This is a genomic window from Streptomyces sp. NPDC014733 (assembly GCF_043083385.1).
Lineage (GTDB): Bacteria > Actinomycetota > Actinomycetes > Streptomycetales > Streptomycetaceae > Streptomyces.
The window spans coordinates 69,482-87,307 of the sequence record NZ_JBIBYO010000008.1; the positions used below are offsets into that span (position 1 = coordinate 69,482).

Sequence of the window (17,826 nt, forward strand, 5' to 3'; positions counted from 1 at the left end):
GGTCCGGAGGCGGAGGGTCCGACGCCGTCGTCCGGCCCACCCGATGCCGTCCGTCCGCCGGCGCCCGCGCGGCCCCGGCGGCCGACCTCCCGGAAGGGAGAACCCGTGCCCCCGTCCCGCACCACCGGCGCCCGCCCGCCGGACCGCGCCGCGACCGGTACCCGCCCGCATCTGCTGATCGCGCCGAGCGGCCCGGCCGCCGCCCGGACCGCCCGCGACTTCGTCCGCGCCGTGCTGCGCGGCACCCCGGCCGAGCCGCTGCGGGACGCCGCCGTCCTGCTCACCTCCGAGGCGATCACCCGGGCGCACCCGCTCACGGACGGCGCGCCCGACGTGCTGGTCCGGGTGGTGACCGGCGACGGCCCGGCCGGGGTGCGGATCAGCGTGCACGGCGGGCCCGCGCCCCGGACCGCCGGGCACGACGGCGCCGCGGACCTCTCCGGGCTGCTGTTCGGCGCCCTCGCGGACGCCTGGGGCACGGCGGAGCCCGGCGGGACGGACCGCCCCGCCGGGCTCTGGTTCGAACTGCGGGCCCCGCGCGCGGGGGCTCAGCGGGAGGCCGACACCGGCCGCTCCACCCGGATGGACTGCAACAGCCCTATGGCGATCCAGACGGCGAACATCGACGTACCGCCGTAGGAGACGAACGGCAGCGGCAGACCGGTGACCGGCATGATGCCCAGCGTCATGCCGATGTTCTCGAACGCCTGGAACGCGAACCACGCGATGATCCCGGCGGCGACGATCGTGCCGTACAGCTCCGACGTCTCCCGGGCGATGCGGCAGGCGCGCCACATCACGATGCCCAGCAGGACGATGATCAGGCCCGCGCCGAGGAAGCCCAGCTCCTCACCGGCGACGGTGAAGATGAAGTCGGTCTGCTGCTCGGGGACGAACTGGCCGGTGGTCTGGCTGCCGTGGAAGAGCCCGGAGCCGGTGAGCCCGCCGCCGCCGATGGCGATGCGCGCCTGGTTGGTGTTGTAGCCGACGCCCGCCGGGTCCAGGCTCGGGTTGGCGAACGCGGCGAAGCGGGCGATCTGGTACTCGTCGAGGAGGTTGAGCTGCCAGATCGCGAGGCAGCCCGCGACACCGGCGCCCAGCAGGCCGAGAATCCAGCGGTTGGAGGCGCCGGAGGCGAGCAGCACGCCGAGGATGATGGCGCCCAGCACCATGATCGAACCGAGGTCCGGCATCAGCAGGATGACCAGGACGGGCACCGCGGCGAGGCCGAGTGCCTGGACGACGGTGCGGTGGTCGGGGTGCGGGGTGTCGCCCGCGTCGACCCGGGAGGCGAGGATCATCGCCATCCCCAGCGTGATGGTGATCTTGGCGAACTCGGCGGGCTGCAGGGAGAAACCACCGGGGATCGCCAGCCAGGACCGGGAGCCGTTGATGGTGGCGCCGATCGGCGTCAGCACCAGCAGCGCCAGCACCACCGACACGCCGTAGAGCACCGGGATGGCGCCGCGCAGCGTGCGGTGGCCGAGCCAGATCGTCCCGGCGGCCAGCGCCAGGCCGATGCCGGTGTTCAGCAGATGCCGCAGGAAGAAGTAGTACGGATCACCGTGGTTCAGCTCCATGCGGTTGCGGGTCGCGGAGAAGATCAGCAGCGAACCGAGCAGCGACAGCGCCAGACACGACAGCAGCAGCGGCCAGTCGAGTTTGCGGACCGCCGAGTCGCGGTCCATCAGCTTGCCCCAGGCGCCGGTCTCGGGGGCGTACCGCCGGACGTTGAACATCCGGGAGGTGGGACTCGTCGTCATCCTTCGTCCCCTCCCTGGTCCGCCTGATCCGTCTGATCCGCCTGATCCGTCTCGTCCGCCTGATCCGCCGACGGGTCTTCGGCGGACTCGGCGGGTTCGACGGGCTGCGCCCGGATCGTGCCGTCGCGCTCGATGACCGGCAGCGACGACTCGGGGGCCGGCAGCAGCGCGGCCTTCTTGTCGATGCCGCCCTGCTCGTCGACGCCGTAGAGCGCGTTGTAGATCTTGCGGACGGCCGGTCCCGAGGCGCCGGAGCCGGTACCACCCTGGGAGATGGTCATGACGATGGCGTAGTCCTTGGTGTACGTCGCGAACCAGGAGGTCGTCTGCTTGCCGTAGACCTCGGCGGTACCGGTCTTGGCGTGCATCGGGATCTTCTCCTGCGGCCAGCCCTGGAAGCGCCAGGCGGCGGTGCCGCGGGTGGCGACGCCGGCGAGCGCCGAGTCGATCTGCTTGAGCGTGGCCGGGGAGTCGGGCAGCTTGCCGTGCGCCTTCGGCGTGATCTTCTCGATCTTCTTGCCGTCGGGGCTGACGATCGCCTTGCCGAGGGTCGGGTCGTGGAGCGTGCCGCCGTTGGAGAGCGCGGCGTAGATCGTCGCCATCTGGATCGGGGTGACGAGGGTGTCGCCCTGGCCGATGGAGTAGTTGACGGAGTCACCGGCGCGCATCTTCATGCCGGACTCGCAGTTCTCCCGGGCGATCTTGGAGACGTAGTCGTCGGCGTTCTTGCCCTGGGCGCACCAGCCGGTCTTGTTCGCCTCCCAGTAGTCCTTCTTCCAGCGGCGGTCCGGCACCCGGCCGCTGACCTCGTCCGGCAGGTCGATGCCGGTCTTCTTGCCGAGGCCGAACTGATGGGCCGTCTTGTAGAACCAGTCGGCGGGGTTCTTCGGGTTGTTGCCGCCGTCCTTCTTCCACTGGTCGTAGGCGATGTTGTAGAAGACCGTGTCGCAGGAGACCTCCAGCGCGCGGCCGAGGCTGATCGGGCCGAAGTTCTCCGACTCGAAGTTCTTGAAGACCTGGCTGCCGATGTTGAACGAGCTGGTGCAGGGGTAGTGCCCGTTGAACGGGTAGCCCGCGTTGACGGCGGCGGTGGTCGAGATGACCTTGAAGATCGAACCGGGCGCCGCCTGCCCCTGGGTGGCGCGGTTGAGCAGCGGGTAGTTGGACTTCTTGCCGGTGAGCTTGGCGTAGTCCTTGGCGGAGATCCCGCCGACCCAGGCGTTCGGGTCGTACGAGGGGTTGGAGGCCATCGCGACGACGCGGCCGGTCTTCGCCTCCATGACGACGACGGCGCCGGCGTCCGCCTTGTAGTTGGTGCCGGTGTTCTTGTCGTGCTCCAGGCGGGCGTCCTTCATCGCCTGGTACAGCTCCTTCTCCGCCACCGCCTGCACCCGGGCGTCGATGCTGGTGATGACGTTGGCGCCGGGGACGGCCGGGTCGCTGTGGGCCTTGCCGATGACCCGGCCGAGGTTGTCGACCTCGTAACGGGTGACCCCGGCCTTGCCGCGCAGCGCGCTGTCGTACGTCCGCTCCAGACCGGAGCGGCCGATCTGGTCGGAGCGCAGCAGCGGCGAGCGGGTGTGCTCGGCCTTCTTGATCTCCTCGTCGGTGACCGGCGAGAGATAGCCGAGGACCTGTGCGGTCTGCGCCTTCGCCGGGGTGGCGTAGCGGCGCACCGCGGTCGGCTCGGCGCTGATGCCGGGGAAGTCCTCGGAGCGCTCCCGGATCTGCAGGGCCTGCTGGGTGGTGGCCTTGTCGGTGATCGGGATGGGCTGGTACGGCGAGCCGTTCCAGCACGGCTGCGGCGTCTTCGCGTCGCAGAGCCGGACCTTGTTGCGGATCTCCTGCTCGGGGATGCCGAGGACGTCGGAGAGGCGGCCGAGGACCGCCTTGCCGTCGTCCTTCATCTTCAGGAGTTCGGTGCGGCTGGCGGAGACCACCAGCCGGGTCTCGTTGTCGGCGAGCGGCACCCCGCGGGCGTCGAGGATCGAACCGCGGGTCGCCGGGTCGACGACCTGCTGGACGTGGTTGCTGCGGGCCTTGCTCGCGTACTCCTGGCCGTTGCGGATCTGGAGGTACCAGAGGCGGCCGCCGAGGGTGAGCAGGAGGGAGAAGACGAGGATCTGGATCGCGACGAGCCGGGCGGTGACGCGGGAGGTCCGGCCGGTCTCAGGAATGTTGCTCACGGCGCCTCCGCAGCTCGGTCCGGGTGCGGGGCAGTCGGTCGGTCACAGCCGCTTGACCCCCTTGATACGGGCGGCCTTGTTCCGTGCGGAGCGGCCGAGGAGGCCACCGCGGGAGGAGCGGGCCGGCTTCGGCGCGCGGCCGGACTTCAGCCCGCCGCGGGACGCCTTGAGGCCGGTGCCGGTGGTCATCCAGCCGTACGCGGGCTCCCGCCCGGCGACCGTGCCGCTCGGGCTGCCGGAGCTGTCGCCGGTCAGCGGCTCGCCCTCCAGCCGGCGGGCGAGCGCCATCACGCCGGGCACGATGAACGGGGCGAGCAGCAGGTCGTAGACGGTGGCGCTGAGGACCAGACCGCCGACGCCGACGTGCCGGGCGGTGGTGTCGCCGACCAGCGCGCCGACGCCCGCGTAGAGCAGCGTGGAGACGACGGCGGCGCCGAGGACGGCGAGCAGCGGGACGGTCGCCGAGCGGTGGCGGCCGTTCTCCGGGCGGGTGAGGCCCGCGGCGTACCCGACGATGCAGAGCACCAGGGCGTAGCGGCCGATGGCGTGGTCGGAGGGGGGCGCGAGGTCGGCGAGGAGGCCGGCGGCGAAGCCGACGAGGGCGCCGCCGACGTGCCCGTAGACCAGGGCGAGGCCGACGACGACGAGGAGCAGCAGGTCCGGTACGGCGCCGGGGAGTTGGAGCCGGGCCAGGACGCTGACCTGGAGGACCAGGGCGACGATCACGAGCGGGACGGTCAGCAGGATCCGGTAGAGGCGCATCGGTCAGCTCCTGGGGGATTCGCCGTCGGAGGGGTCGGCGGTGACGGTGACCGTGGGCGTCGGCCGGGGCTTGGCCGGCGGCGCCGGCAGCACGGTGTCCCGCGGGTCCTTGCGCGGCGGCTGGACGACCACCCCGACCACGTCGAGCTGGGAGAAGGCGACGTAGGTGCTGACCTGGACGGTGCGGGTCAGATCGCCGTTGGACGGTTCGACCTTGACGACCCGGCCGACCGGCACACCGGGTACGAACGGCTTGCCCTTGCTGGAGCCGAAGGTGACCATCCGGTCGCCCTTCTTCACCGACGCCTTGCCGTTGAGGAGCTGCACCCGCATCGCCCGGCCGCCCTGCCCGGAGGCGAAGCCGATCTCGTTGGTCTTCTCCATCCGGGTGCCGACGGTGAAGTCCGGGTCGTTGGCGAGCAGGATGGTGGCGGTGGAGGTGCCGACGGTGGTGACGCGGCCGACGAGCCCGTCGCCGTTGAGCACCGTCATGTCGCGGGCGATGCCGTCCCGGCTGCCCGCGTCGATGGTGACCGTCCAGGAGAAGCCCTGGGCCGCGCCGATGGCGATGACCTGGGCGCCCTTGATGCCGTACTGCCCGGCACCGGCGGTCTTGAGCATCTTGTCCAGCTCGGCGGCGCGGTTGCGGTTGCGGTCGGACGAGCCGAGCTTGGCCTTCAGGGTGGCGTTCTCGCGTTCCAGCGCGGCGATCCTGGTGTGCCGTTCGCCGGAGTCGCGTACCGCGCCGATGGCGTTGCCGATCGGGTTGACCGCTCCGGCGACGCCGTTCTCGACGGGTCCGAAGGCGGAGGCGGCGGCTTGGCGGGCACCGTCGAGCGGGGACTGTTCGCCACCGCGGATGTCCACCGTGATCAGCGCGAACGCGATGGCGACCAGCAGCACAAGTAGCAGCCGGCTCTCTCGTGTGTCCCTCACGTGCGGCGGCCGTGTCCTTCCTCGTAGGACCGGCCGGCTGCGGGCCCGCGCCGGTCTCGTTCGGGAGTGCTGAGCGTTGTGCCTGTGTGTGCGGTGGCTGGTGGTGCGGGGTCAGTCCACCGGATTTTTCTGGGGGTTGGGGCGGTGCCCGGGCCGGGCGGAGCCCTTCCCGGGGTGGTCCTGTATATCAGCGGGCCGGGGAAAGAAGGGGACGGCCCTCCGCCATGGTGCCCGCCCGGCACGGACGCCGCAGGGCGTCCGCGCCGTGGACGGGCCGGTCGGGTTACCTGCGCGGCTGGGAGTCGAGGACCTGCTGGAGCGCCTCGAACTCCTCGACGCACTTGCCGGAGCCGAGCGCGACGGAGTCGAGCGGGTCCTCGGCGATGTGGATGGGCATCCCGGTCTCGCGGCGCAGCCGCTCGTCGAGACCGCGGAGCAGCGCGCCACCGCCGGTGAGGACGATGCCGCGGTCCATGACGTCACCGGACAGCTCCGGCGGGCACTTGTCGAGGGTCGTCTTGACCGCGTCGACGATGGAGTTGACCGGCTCCTCGATGGCCTTGCGGACCTCGGCGGCGGAGATGACGACGGTCTTCGGCAGACCGGAGACCAGGTCACGGCCGCGGATCTCGGTGTGCTCGTCCTGCTCCAGGTCGTACGCCGAGCCGATGGTGATCTTGATGCTCTCGGCGGTCCGCTCGCCCAGCAGAAGGCTGTACTCCTTCTTGATGTGCTGGATGATCGCGTTGTCCAGCTCGTCACCGGCGACGCGGATCGACTGGGCCGTCACGATGCCGCCGAGCGAGATGACCGCGACCTCGGTGGTGCCGCCGCCGATGTCGACGACCATGTTGCCGGTGGCCTCGTGGACCGGCAGACCGGAGCCGATCGCGGCGGCCATCGGCTCCTCGATGATGTGCACCTGCCGCGCACCCGCCTGCGTCGACGCCTCGATGACGGCGCGGCGCTCGACGCCGGTGATGCCGGAGGGGACACAGACCACGACCCGCGGACGGGCCAGATACCGCCGCTTGTGGATCTTGAGGATGAAGTACCGGAGCATCCGCTCGGTGATCTCGAAGTCGGCGATGACGCCGTCCTTGAGGGGCCGTACGGCGACGATGTTGCCGGGTGTGCGCCCGATCATCTTCTTCGCCTCGGCGCCCACCGCGAGGATGCCACCGGTGTTGGTGTTGATGGCCACCACCGAGGGCTCGTTCAGCACGATCCCGCGACCCCTGACGTACACCAGCGTGTTGGCGGTGCCGAGGTCGACAGCCATGTCACGGCCGATGAACGACATGTTGTTCCCCATGAGGATACGTCTGGCCTTCCCAACTGGAGCGAATGCTTACTGGAGGTCGGCAGGAGGTGATGCGCCACACGGCGCGGAAGCTTCATCGTAGTTCGTCGCGCCGCCCGCCCGAACACGGCGGTGGGCGCCACTTGCGCCATTGTCGGCGGTACCCGTACCCGCCTTCCTCAATGGTGACGTCGTGTCGCGGAGTCGCGTTCCCCCGAACGTCCTTCACATGCCGGGAGGCGACCGGTAATTTCACCGGTCGCCCCTGGTCACGAGCGGTATACGCGCGATGATGTATCAGGAAAGGCCGGGAAAGAAAATCTTGATCTCCCGTTCGGCGGACTCTTCGGAATCCGAGGCGTGGATCAGATTCTCCCGGGTGATCGTGCCGAAGTCCCCACGAATGGACCCACTCGGTGCGGTAATCGGGTCGGTGGGGCCGGCGAGCGCGCGGACGCCCTCGATGACCCGCTCGCCCTCGACGACGAGGGAGACCACCGGGCCGGACGACATGAAGGTGACCAGCGGCTCGTAGAAGTCCCGGCCGACGTGCTCGGCGTAGTGCTGCTCCAGGATCGCGCGGTCGAGGGTGCGCAGCTCCAGGGCACCGATCGTCCAGCCGGCCTTCCGCTCGATCCGGCCGATGATCTCGCCGACCAGGCCACGACGGACCGCGTCAGGCTTGAGAAGGACGAGAGTGCGCTGGCTCATGAAGAAGGCTCCTTGGAAAGAACGGGACTGCGGTGAGCCGAGGCTACAGGGAAGCGGCCCGCACCCGGCGGGCGGGACCGCGGGCGGGCGCCCTCCGTACGGTGCGCCGCCGGGGCTTCACCCACAGGCACCGGACGGGCGCCGCCGGCCCGCTCCGCCCCGCACACCGTCTCCGCGGGGCGGGGCGCTACGCCGCCTCCGCCTCCGTCTCGGCCATCGCCGCCCATCGGGCCTTCGCCTCGTCGATCTTCCGGCCGTAGTGCACCGACGCCCACCACAGGGCGGCGAAGACCAGGCCGAGGAAGAACATCGTCGGGACGACGAAGCCGCTGGCGATCAGGGCTATCTGGAGCGCCCAGCCCAGCTGCACGCCGCCGGGGCGGGTCAGCGCGCCGCACAGCAGGACGCAGAGCAGCATCGCGATGCCGCTGACCGTCCAGACCGTGGCCGCCGGGAGGTCGTTGAGCTGCATCGCCACCAGACCGGCGAACCCGATGACGAAGAATTCACCGATCAGCGTGCTCGCGCAGAGCGTCCGCATCGTCAGCCCCTCCCCAGCAGCAGCCGGGCCTCGCCGACCGTGATCACCGAGCCGGTGACCAGCACACCGGCTCCGGAGTACTCGCCCTCTTCCTCGGCGAGGGTGATCGCCGCCTCCAGGGCGTCGTCGAGCCGCGGCTCGACCTGGACCCGCTCGCTGCCGAAGACCTCGACCGCGACCGCGGCCAGCGCGTCCGGGTCCATCGCGCGGTGGCTGGAATTACGCGTGATCACGACCTCGGCGAAGACCGGCTCGAACGCCTCCAGGAAGCCCCGGACGTCCTTGTCGTCGCTGGCGCCGACCACGCCCACCAGGCGGCTGAAACCGAACGCCTCGGTGACGCCGTCGGCCGCCGCGCGGGCGCCCGCCGGGTTGTGCGCGGCGTCCAGCACGACCGTGGGGCTGCGGCGGACGACCTCCATCCGGCCCGGCGAGGCGACCGAGGCGAACGCCCGGCGGATGGTGTCGATGTCCAGGCTGCGGGCGTGCGCCGAGCCGATGCCGAAGAACGCCTCGACGGCGGCGAGCGCCACCGCGGCGTTGTGCGCCTGATGGGCGCCGTAGAGCGGGAGGAAGATCTCCGGGTACTCGCCGCCCAGACCGCGCAGCGTCAGCATCTGCCCGCCGACCGCGACCTCGCGGGAGAGCACGCCGAACTCCATGCCCTCACGGGCGACGGTGGCGTCCACCTCGACCGCGCGCTTGAGCATCACGGACGCCGCCTCGACCGGCTGCTGCGCCAGGACGACCGTCGCGTCCTTCTTGATGATTCCGGACTTCTCGACGGCGATCTTCTCGGGGGTGTCCCCCAGCCGGTCGGTGTGGTCCAGCGCGATGGGGGTGATCACCGCGACGTCGCCGTCGATGACGTTGGTCGCGTCCCAGGTGCCGCCCATGCCGACCTCGACGACGGCGATGTCCACCGGGGCGTCGGCGAACGCGGCGTAGGCCATCGCCGTCAGCACCTCGAAGAACGAGAGGCGGTACTCCTGCTGGGCGTCGACCATCTCGACGTACGGGGCGATGTCCCGGTACGTCTCGATGAAGCGCTCGGCGGAGATCGGCGCGCCGTCCAGGCTGATCCGCTCGGTGACGGACTGGACGTGCGGGCTGGTGTACCGGCCGGTGCGCAGGTCGAAGGCGCCGAGCAGCGCCTCGATCATCCGGGCGGTGCTGGTCTTGCCGTTGGTGCCGGTGATGTGGATGGCGGGGTAGGCGCGGTGCGGGGACCCGAGGATGTCCAGCAGCGCCTCGATGCGCTGGACCGACGGGTCGAGTTTGGTCTCCCCCCAGCGGCCCGCCAGCTCCTCCTCGACCGCGCGCAGCGCACGGTCGGTCTCGGGGTCCTCGGGCCGGGCGGGCACGTCCCCCTGCGGGGGGCCGGCCTGGGCGCGCAGGGTGCGGCTGCCGGCCTCGATCACCGCGAGATCGGGGTCGCGCCGGGTCTCGGCGTCGACCATCTCCTCGAAGGCGTCGGTCTGCTCGTGGTCGTCGTTCTGGGGGCTCTCGCTCACGCCGACCAGTCTACGAGTCACCCCTGACAACGGTCTCGCCCGCACCACGGCCCGCGGACCTTCCCAGGCCACAGGCGCGCGGCCGGAAACCGGCCGCCCCGCACACCCTGCGGCCCGCCGGGACGGACCGGGCCGCCCGCGCCGGGCGGCCCGGTCCGGTCACCGCAGCGCCGCCTTCATCATCGCCCGGGCGACCGGCGCCGCCAGGCCGTTGCCGGAGACCTCGTCGCGCGCGGCGCCGCTGTCCTCGACCATCACCGCGACCGCCACCTGCCGCCCGCGGTCGTCCTGCGCGTACGACACGAACCACGCGTACGGGGTACCGCTGTTGTCCACGCCGTGCTGCGCGGTGCCGGTCTTGCCGCCGACGGTCAGCCCGTCGACCTTGGCGTTGGTGCCGGTGCCCTTCTCGACGACGGTGCGCATCGCGGAGCGCAGCTGCTCGGCGGTGTGCGCCGACATCGTCCGGCCGTACGTCTTCGTGCCCGGCTGCTCCAGGGTGTTGCCGGAGCCGTCGGTGACCCGGTCGACCAGCTGCGGGGTCTTCAGCTCGCCGCCGTTGGCGATCGCGGCGGCGACCATCGCCATCTGCATCGGGGTCGCCTGGTCGTCGAACTGCCCGATGCCGGAGAGCGCGGTCTGCGCCTCGTCCATGCCCTTCGGGTAGACGCTCTTGCCGGTCCGTACCGGGGTGTCGATCTTCCCGTCGTTGAACCCGAACTTCTCCGCCTGCGCCCGGACCTTGTCCTGACCCAGGTCGGCGGCCATCTTCGCGAAGACGGTGTTGCAGGAGTACTGGAGCGCGGTGCGGATGTCCGCGTTCTCGCACGGCGCCGAGGCGCTCTCGTTGGTCAGCTGCGTGCGGGTGTGCGGCAGCGTGTACGGATCGGGGCTGCGGGTCGGCTCGTCCACCGAGGAGTACAGCCCGTTCTCCAGCGCCGCCGCGGCGACGACCAGCTTGAAGGTGGAGCCGGGCGGCAGCGCCTGGCGCAGCGCGCGGTTCACCTCGGGGCTGTCCGGGTCGTCGCTCATCGCCCGCCACGCCTCGGCGTCCTTGCCGTCCGATCCGGCGAACTTCCCCGGGTCGTACGAGGGCGTGCTCACCATTCCGAGGATCTTGCCGGTCGCCGGGTCGAGGGCGACGGCGGCGCCCTTCTTGCCGCCGAGCGCCTGGTACCCGGCCTTCTGCACCGACGCGTCGATGGTGGTGGCGACGTCGCCGCCCTTGGGGCGCTCGCGGGAGAGCACGTCCACCGGGGACTGCAGGCGGCTGTCCGTGCCGTCCAGGAGGTCGCCGTAGAGCGCCTCCAGCTGGGTGGAGCCGTAGACCTGTGAGGCGAAGCCGGTGACCGGTGCGTAGAGGGCGCCGTCGGTGTACGTGCGCTTGTACCGCAGCGATCCGGAGGTCTCGGCGGAGCCGGTCACGGGCCGGCCGTCGACGAGGATGTTGCCCATCGGGGCGGCGTACTTCCCTATGGCGACCCGGGGGTTGTGCGGATCGCTCCGGTACGCATCGGCCTTGGCGCCCTGGATCCAGGTGACCCAGCCCATCAGCGCGACGACCAGCGTCAGGCAGAAGACCGAGACCCGGCGCAGCGGTTTGTTCATGATCGGCGCGGCTCCTCACGGTTCGAGCGGTTCCTCCGGAAAGTCCGGCGGCCCCGCCCCAGGGTCACCCGTCTTGATGAGAGCGCGATGAAAATGACCTTTCGGCCCGGCCGGGGAACTTTTCCGCGCATTCCCCCCTCTTGGTCGGAGGGGTCTCCGCGGGCCCCTTCCGGTACGAGTGGACGGAATACGGGAGCGAAGAACGTGCCGCCGACACGTCAGCGGATGCATCTGGTGCTGCTCACCGCCTGGACGGTGCTGTGGTTCGCCGTGGTCGAGCCGCACGGCGGCTTCTCCTGGCACTATCTGCGGGCGGGCGGCGAACTCCTCTACCAGGGCTCCGCCGGCGACGGCACCGGCGGCCTCAACCTCTACGCGCACCACCCCGAGCTCCAGATGGGGCCGGTCAGCTTCCTGGTCGCGGGGGTCTTCAACCCGTTCCCCGAGGCTACCGGGCAGTTCCTGGCCGCGGCGCTGATGTCGCTGCTCGGCCTGGTGATCACGGTGCTGGCCGGGCGCAGCGCCGCCGAGCACTTCCTGGGCACCGGCACCAACCACCGGCGGCTGCGGCAGCGGGTGCTCATCGCCGGGCTGGCGTTCATCCCGATGTGGATCGAGGTCGCGGTCCGCTTCGGCCACCTCGACGACGTCCTCGCGCTCTTCTTCACCGCCCTCGCCGTCCGCTTCCTGACCCGCGGCAACCCGGCGGCGACCGGTGTCTGCCTGGCGCTGGCGATGGACGCCAAGCCCACCGCGCTCGCCTTCCTGCCGCTGCTGCTGGCTCTGCCCCGGCGGCAGTGGCTGCGGGCCGGGCTGTGGTGTGCGGCGCTGGTGGCGGTCGCCTGGCTGCCGTTCTTCCTGGACGCCCCCGACACGGTCGCCGCGGCGCGGTTCACCATCCCCAACCATCCGGCGTCCGCGCTGCGCTGGCTGGGCGTCGGCGACCCCGAGACGCCCGGCTGGGACCGCCCCGCCCAGGCCGTACTGGGCCTGACGCTCGGCTCGCTGGCGGTGTGGCGGGGCCGGTGGGCCGCCGTGGTGCTGCTCGGCGCCAACGCCCGGATCGTCCTCGACCCGAGCGTCTACACGTACTACACGGCGTCGGTGCTGCTGGGCACGTTGCTGTGGGACGTCATCGGGCAGCGACGGCTGGTGCCGTGGTGGAGCTGGCTGGCGCTGCTCACCCTCTACGGCAGCGTCTTCGTCGTCCCGGACGACGCGGCGCGCGGGCTGATCCGGCTGGGCTTCGTGGCGGTCTCCACCGCGTACGTCCTGCTGTGGCCGGTGCGCGAGCGGGGGACCCGGGGACGGCGCAGGCCCCCCGCCGGTGAGGGCGAGGGGCCTGCGGTGCACATCCCGGGGCAGTCCCCGGGCGTGGTCATGCCTGCGGCAGCGCCGCCAGCTGAGCGGTGATCCGGACGAGGTCCGCCTCGGCGGTCTCCAGCCGGCCGCGGATCTTGTCCACGACCTTCTCCGGCGCCTTGGCGAGGAACGCCTCGTTGCCGAGCTTGCCCAGCGCCTGCGCCTTCTCCTTCTCGGCGGCGGCCAGATCCTTCGTCAGCCGCTTGCGCTCCGCCTCGATGTCGATCGCGCCGGAGAGGTCCAGCGCGACGGTGGCGCCGGCGACGGGCAGCGACGCGGTGGCGCTGAACTCCTCGCCCGCGGGCTGCAGGCGCAGCAGCGAGCGCATGGCCGCCTCGTGCGCCACCAGCGGCGTACCGGCCAGCTCCAGCTGCGCGGGCACCTTCTGACCGGGCTGGAGGCCCTGGTCGGAGCGGAACCGGCGGACCTCGGTGACGACCTGCTGGACGAGCGCGATCTCCTGCTCGGCGGCCGCGTCCCGGAAGCCGGAGTCGGTCGGCCAGTCGGCGACGACCAGCGACTCGCGGCCGGTCAGCGTCGTCCACAGCGTCTCGGTGACGAACGGCACGATCGGGTGGAGCAGCCGCAGCGTGGTGTCCAGGACCTCGCCCAGGACCCGCGCCGAGACCTTGGCACCCTCGCCGCCGGCCATGAACGTCGTCTTGGACAGCTCGACGTACCAGTCGAAGACCTCGTCCCACGCGAAGTGGTAGAGGGCGTCGGCGAGCTTCGCGAACTGGTAGTCGTCGTAGTACGCGTCGACCTCGGCCACGACGGTGTTCAGCCGGGAGAGGATCCAGCGGTCGGTGGCGGACAGCTCCTCGGCCGGGGGCAGGTCGCCCTCGATCGTCGCGCCGTTCATCAGCGCGAAGCGCGTCGCGTTCCAGATCTTGTTGGCGAAGTTCCGGGACGCCTGGACCCAGTCCTCGCCGATCGGCACGTCGGTGCCGGGGTTGGCGCCGCGGGCGAGCGTGAACCGCAGGGCGTCGGAGCCGTACTTGTCCATCCAGTCCAGCGGATTGACGGCGTTGCCGAACGACTTCGACATCTTCTTGCCGTGCTCGTCGCGGACCATGCCGTGGAACGCGACGGTGCGGAAGGGCACCTCGTCCATCACGTACAGGCCGAACATCATCATCCGGGCGACCCAGAAGAACATCAGGTCGTAGCCGGTGACCAGCACGGAGTTCGGATAGAACTTGGCGAGTTCCGCGGTCTTCTCCGGCCAGCCCATCGTGGAGAACGGCCACAGACCGGAGGAGAACCAGGTGTCGAGGACGTCGGTGTCCTGCTCCCAGCCCTCGCCGCTCGGCGGCTGCTCGTCCGGGCCGACGCACACGGTCTCGCCGTTCGGGCCGTGCCAGACGGGGATGCGGTGGCCCCACCACAGCTGCCGGGAGATGCACCAGTCGTTGAGGTTGTCGACCCAGTCGAAGTAGCGCTGCGTCAGGTCGGCGGGGTGGATGTCGACCCGCCCGTCGCGGACCGCGTCACCCGCCGCCTTGGCGAGCGTGTCGACCTTCACCCACCACTGGAGCGACAGCCGCGGCTCCAGCGTGGTCTTGCACCGCGAGCAGTGGCCCACGGAGTGGACGTACGGCCGCTTCTCGGCGACGATCCGGCCCTCGGCGCGCAGCGCGGCGACGATCGCCGAGCGCGCCTCGAAGCGGTCGAGGCCCTCGAACGGGCCGTGGGCGGTGATGACGCCCCGCTCGTCCAGCACCTCGATCGATTCGAGGTCGTGGCGCTGGCCGATGGCGAAGTCGTTCGGGTCGTGGGCGGGCGTCACCTTGACGGCACCGGTGCCGAACTCCGGGTCGACGTGGGTGTCCGCGACGACCGGGATGGTGCGGCCGGTCAGCGGGAGCGCGATCCGCTTGCCGATGAGGTGGGCGTAGCGCTCGTCGTCCGGGTGGACGGCGACGGCGGTGTCGCCGAGCATCGTCTCGGCGCGGGTGGTCGCGACGACGATGGTGTCCTCGCCCTCGCCGTACTTCATGGAGACGAGCTCGCCGTCGTCGTCCTGGTAGTCGACCTCGATGTCCGAGATGGCCGTCAGACAGCGCGGGCACCAGTTGCTGATGCGCTCGGCGCGGTAGATCAGCCCGTCGTCGTACATCTTCTTGAAGACGGTCTGGACGGCGCGGGAGAGACCGTCGTCCATGGTGAAGCGGTCGCGGTCCCACGCGAGGCCCTCGCCGAGGCGCCGCATCTGGCCGGCGATCTGACCGCCGGACTCGGCCTTCCACTGCCAGACCCGCTCGACGAACGCCTCGCGGCCCAGGTCGTGGCGGGACTTGCCCTCCTTGGCCAGCTCCCGCTCGACGACGTTCTGCGTGGCGATGCCCGCGTGGTCCATCCCGGGCTGCCACAGGGTCTCGAAGCCCTGCATGCGCTTGCGGCGGGTGAGGGCGTCGATCAGGGTGTGCTCGAAGGCGTGGCCCAGGTGGAGCGAGCCGGTGACGTTCGGCGGGGGGATGACGATCGTGTACGGGGGCTTCTCGCTCTTCGCGTCGACGGTGAAGTAGCCCCGCTCTACCCAGCGCTCGTACAGCGGCCCCTCTACGTCGGCCGGCGTGTACTGAGTCGGCAGTTCGGGGGCGCTGTGGTTGCTCTGCTGAGTGTTCTCGGTCACGACCGACAGTGTACGGGCGCGGATGTCGCAGCTTCGAATCGGTTTCGCCCCCGGGGCACCGACTGTCAGCGCCGTCGTACAGGATGTGTCGAGGCAGGGCAGAGCCTGCCGCCAGCGAGTCACGAGGGGAACCGCTCCATGAGCTTCAACCAGCCGCCGCCCGGACCGTACGGCCAGCAGCCGCAGCAGCCGCAGCAGCCCGGACCGTACGGTCAGCCGCAGCCCCCGGCCCCGCAGCCCGGTTACGGCTATCCGCAGCAGGGCGCCCCGGTGCCCCCGCAGCAGGGCTACGGCTACCCCCAGCAGGGCGCACCCCAGCAGGCACCGTACGGCCAGCCGCAGCAGCCGGGCCCCTACGGCCAGCAGCCGCAGGCCCCGTACGGCCAGCAGACGCCCTACGGCGCGATCCCGCAGGGCCCCCCGCCCTCCTCCGGCGGCAACGGCAAGAAGGTCGGCCTGATCATCGGCGGCGTGGCGGTCGTCGCCGCCATCGCCGTGGGCGCGTACTTCGCGTTCGGCTCGGGCGGCAGCGTCCCGCCGTACACCATCGTCCTCAAGGACAAGCTGGTGAACGGGGAGTACACGAAGGTGCCCGACCGGCCCGGGGCGGAGACCTCCAAGGACTTCTCCGACGACAAGGAACTCCGGGCGATGGGGATCACCAACAGCAAGGCCGTCGCGGGGTCCTACTCCAACTCCGGCGATCAGCTCCTGGGCGTCACGGGCATCTACGGCGAGGTCGCGGACCCGAATGCGGCGGTGGACGCCCTCTTCGCCAAGATCGACGATCAGCAGAAGAAGCAGCAGGAGCGGTCGAAGACGAAGATCGAGACGACGGTACCGACCACCTCGTACTCCCCCGACGACTTCGACGGCGCCGTCCTGAAGTGCCGGACGCAGAAGGTGACGGTCTCGGCCGGCGGCGCCTCCGCCGCCCTTACGGCGTCCACCTGCATCTGGGCCGACAGCAGCGCAGTCGGCGTCGTCAACTCCCAGGCCAAGCCCGACCCGACGGGCGCCTCCGGTGCGCAGGCGCTCAGCACGGAGCAGCTGTCGGAGAAGACGGCGACGGTCCGCAACGAGGTGCGCCAGGAGAAGTAACCCCGCGGGACCGACGAAGAGCCGCCCGGCAGCGCGTTCGCTGCCGGGCGGCTCTTCGTCGGTACGGGATGGGCGCTAGGCGCTCTTCTCGTGCGGCTCGCCCGACTCGCCGCGGCTGCGCGGCACCAGGGTCGGGTTGACGTTGGAGTGCACGACGTCCTCGGTGATGACGACGCGGGCCACGTCCTTGCGGGAGGGCACCTCGTACATCACCGACTGGAGGACCTCCTCCATGATGGCGCGCAGACCGCGGGCGCCGGTGCCCCGCAGGATCGCCTGGTCGGCGATGGCCTCCAGGGCCGGGCGGTCGAAGTCCAGCTCCACACCGTCGAGTTCGAAGAGGCGCTTGTACTGCTTGACGAGGGCGTTGCGCGGCTCGACGAGGATCTGCAGCAGCGTCTCGCGGTCGAGGTTGTGGACCGAGGTGAGGACGGGCAGCCGGCCGATGAACTCCGGGATCATCCCGAACTTCACCAGGTCCTCCGGCATGACGTCCTTGAGCTGGTCCTTCGACTCGATCTCGCGCTTGGAGCGGATCGTGGCGCCGAAGCCGATGCCCTTGGCGCCGGACCGCGCCTCGATGATCTTGTCCAGACCGGCGAACGCGCCGCCCACGATGAACAGCACGTTCGTCGTGTCGATCTGGATGAACTCCTGGTGCGGGTGCTTGCGCCCGCCCTGCGGCGGCACGGAGGCGGTGGTGCCCTCCAGGATCTTCAGCAGCGCCTGCTGGACGCCCTCGCCGGAGACGTCACGGGTGATCGAGGGGTTCTCGCTCTTACGGGCGACCTTGTCGATCTCGTCGATGTAGATGATCCCCGTCTCGGCCTTCTTGATGTCGAAGTCCGCGGCCTGGATCAGCTTGAGCAGGATGTTCTCGACGTCCTCGCCGACGTAACCGGCCTCGGTGAGGGCGGTCGCGTCCGCGAAGGCGAACGGGACGTTCAGCATCCGGGCGAGGGTCTGCGCGAGCAGTGTCTTGCCGGAGCCGGTGGGGCCGAGCAGCAGGATGTTGGACTTGGCCAGCTCGATGCCCTCGTCGCCGCGGCCACCGCCGTTCTCGCCCGCCTGCACCCGCTTGTAGTGGTTGTAGACGGCCACCGACAGGGCCTTCTTGGCGGGCTCCTGGCCGACGACGTAGCCGTTGAGGAACTCGTAGATCTCGCGGGGCTTGGGAAGCTCTTCCCAGCGCACCTCGGAGGTCTCGGCGAGTTCCTCCTCGATGATTTCGTTGCAGAGGTCGATGCACTCGTCGCAGATGTACACACCAGGTCCCGCGATGAGCTTCTTCACCTGCTTCTGACTCTTTCCGCAGAACGAGCACTTGAGCAGGTCGCCGCCGTCACCGATGCGTGCCACGAGGTGCTTCCCCTTCGCCTGGGATCCGCATTGCTCCTACGGACC

At 70.8% G+C, this 17,826-nt stretch carries 14 protein-coding genes; 3 read left to right on the forward strand and 11 right to left on the reverse strand.

The features are described 5' to 3' along the window. Positions 1–105 precede the first annotated feature (105 nt). A complete protein-coding gene (locus ACF1BH_RS19630; RefSeq protein ID WP_391643737.1) occupies positions 106–639 on the forward strand; it encodes an ATP-binding protein in 534 nt (177 codons plus the stop codon). Here ACF1BH_RS19630 and rodA read toward each other — a convergent pair. From rodA to ACF1BH_RS19675, 9 genes are all read right to left on the reverse strand, one after another. Further along, a complete protein-coding gene (gene rodA / locus ACF1BH_RS19635; protein WP_391643739.1) occupies positions 549–1,763 on the reverse strand; it encodes a rod shape-determining protein RodA in 1,215 nt (404 codons plus the stop codon). The genes ACF1BH_RS19630 and rodA overlap by 91 nt on opposite strands. Continuing rightward, positions 1,760–3,949 (reverse strand): penicillin-binding protein 2, encoded by a 2,190-nt coding sequence (gene mrdA, locus ACF1BH_RS19640; protein WP_391643741.1) that lies wholly within the window; start codon positions 3,947–3,949, stop codon positions 1,760–1,762. Before mrdA ends, rodA begins: the two co-directional genes overlap by 4 nt. Before the next feature lie 42 nt (positions 3,950–3,991). After that, on the reverse strand, positions 3,992–4,711 hold the full coding sequence (gene mreD, locus ACF1BH_RS19645; protein ID WP_391643743.1) for a rod shape-determining protein MreD: 720 nt from the start codon (positions 4,709–4,711) through the stop codon (positions 3,992–3,994). A gap of 3 nt (positions 4,712–4,714) precedes the next feature. After that, complete coding sequence (gene mreC / locus ACF1BH_RS19650) at positions 4,715–5,647, reverse strand: rod shape-determining protein MreC (RefSeq protein WP_391643745.1); 933 nt, start codon at positions 5,645–5,647, stop codon at positions 4,715–4,717. Positions 5,648–5,930: 283 nt separating this feature from the next. Beyond that, positions 5,931–6,950, reverse strand: coding sequence for a rod shape-determining protein (locus ACF1BH_RS19655; protein WP_003985182.1), 1,020 nt, complete (start codon positions 6,948–6,950; stop codon positions 5,931–5,933). A 297-nt stretch (positions 6,951–7,247) separates the two neighbouring features. Then, the gene (gene ndk, locus ACF1BH_RS19660; protein ID WP_345084116.1) at positions 7,248–7,661 is read right to left on the reverse strand and encodes a nucleoside-diphosphate kinase; all 414 of its coding nucleotides are present in this window, start codon (positions 7,659–7,661) and stop codon (positions 7,248–7,250) included. Positions 7,662–7,848: 187 nt separating this feature from the next. Then, positions 7,849–8,202: a DUF4233 domain-containing protein gene (locus ACF1BH_RS19665; RefSeq protein WP_391643748.1), complete on the reverse strand. Its 354-nt coding sequence runs from the start codon at positions 8,200–8,202 to the stop codon at positions 7,849–7,851. 2 nt (positions 8,203–8,204) lie between these two features. Then, positions 8,205–9,716 (reverse strand): bifunctional folylpolyglutamate synthase/dihydrofolate synthase, encoded by a 1,512-nt coding sequence (locus tag ACF1BH_RS19670; protein ID WP_391643750.1) that lies wholly within the window; start codon positions 9,714–9,716, stop codon positions 8,205–8,207. 159 nt (positions 9,717–9,875) lie between these two features. Beyond that, positions 9,876–11,324, reverse strand: coding sequence for a peptidoglycan D,D-transpeptidase FtsI family protein (locus tag ACF1BH_RS19675; RefSeq protein ID WP_391643752.1), 1,449 nt, complete (start codon positions 11,322–11,324; stop codon positions 9,876–9,878). 225 nt (positions 11,325–11,549) lie between these two features. Between ACF1BH_RS19675 and ACF1BH_RS19680 the strand changes: the two genes are divergently transcribed. Continuing rightward, on the forward strand, positions 11,550–12,737 hold the full coding sequence (locus tag ACF1BH_RS19680) for a hypothetical protein (protein WP_391644071.1): 1,188 nt from the start codon (positions 11,550–11,552) through the stop codon (positions 12,735–12,737). Here the strand turns inward: ACF1BH_RS19680 and ACF1BH_RS19685 are convergent. Then, entirely contained in the window at positions 12,703–15,321 is a 2,619-nt protein-coding gene (locus tag ACF1BH_RS19685) for a valine--tRNA ligase (RefSeq protein WP_391643754.1), read from the reverse strand. The genes ACF1BH_RS19680 and ACF1BH_RS19685 overlap by 35 nt on opposite strands. Positions 15,322–15,459: 138 nt before the next feature. On the opposite strand from ACF1BH_RS19685, the gene ACF1BH_RS19690 reads away from it, so the two are divergent. Beyond that, positions 15,460–16,422 carry a hypothetical protein gene (locus ACF1BH_RS19690; RefSeq protein ID WP_391643756.1) on the forward strand — a complete coding sequence of 321 codons (963 nt, stop codon included), beginning with the start codon at positions 15,460–15,462 and terminating at the stop codon, positions 16,420–16,422. 75 nt (positions 16,423–16,497) lie between these two features. Here ACF1BH_RS19690 and clpX read toward each other — a convergent pair whose 3' ends face one another. After that, the gene (gene clpX, locus ACF1BH_RS19695; RefSeq protein ID WP_030283913.1) at positions 16,498–17,781 is read right to left on the reverse strand and encodes an ATP-dependent Clp protease ATP-binding subunit ClpX; all 1,284 of its coding nucleotides are present in this window, start codon (positions 17,779–17,781) and stop codon (positions 16,498–16,500) included. Positions 17,782–17,826 lie beyond the last annotated feature (45 nt).

Excerpts from the sequence above, each read along its gene's own strand:
- rodA (WP_391643739.1), bottom strand. The coding sequence starts at position 1,763 with ATGACGACGAGTCCCACCTCCCGGATGTTCAACGTCCGGCGGTACGCC.
- mreD (WP_391643743.1), bottom strand. The coding sequence starts at position 4,711 with ATGCGCCTCTACCGGATCCTGCTGACCGTCCCGCTCGTGATCGTCGCC.
- ACF1BH_RS19655 (WP_003985182.1), bottom strand. The coding sequence starts at position 6,950 with ATGTCGTTCATCGGCCGTGACATGGCTGTCGACCTCGGCACCGCCAAC.
- ndk (WP_345084116.1), bottom strand. The coding sequence starts at position 7,661 with ATGAGCCAGCGCACTCTCGTCCTTCTCAAGCCTGACGCGGTCCGTCGT.
- ACF1BH_RS19665 (WP_391643748.1), bottom strand. The coding sequence starts at position 8,202 with ATGCGGACGCTCTGCGCGAGCACGCTGATCGGTGAATTCTTCGTCATC.
- ACF1BH_RS19675 (WP_391643752.1), bottom strand. The coding sequence starts at position 11,324 with ATGAACAAACCGCTGCGCCGGGTCTCGGTCTTCTGCCTGACGCTGGTC.
- ACF1BH_RS19680 (WP_391644071.1), top strand. The coding sequence starts at position 11,550 with ATGCATCTGGTGCTGCTCACCGCCTGGACGGTGCTGTGGTTCGCCGTG.
- ACF1BH_RS19690 (WP_391643756.1), top strand. The coding sequence starts at position 15,460 with ATGAGCTTCAACCAGCCGCCGCCCGGACCGTACGGCCAGCAGCCGCAG.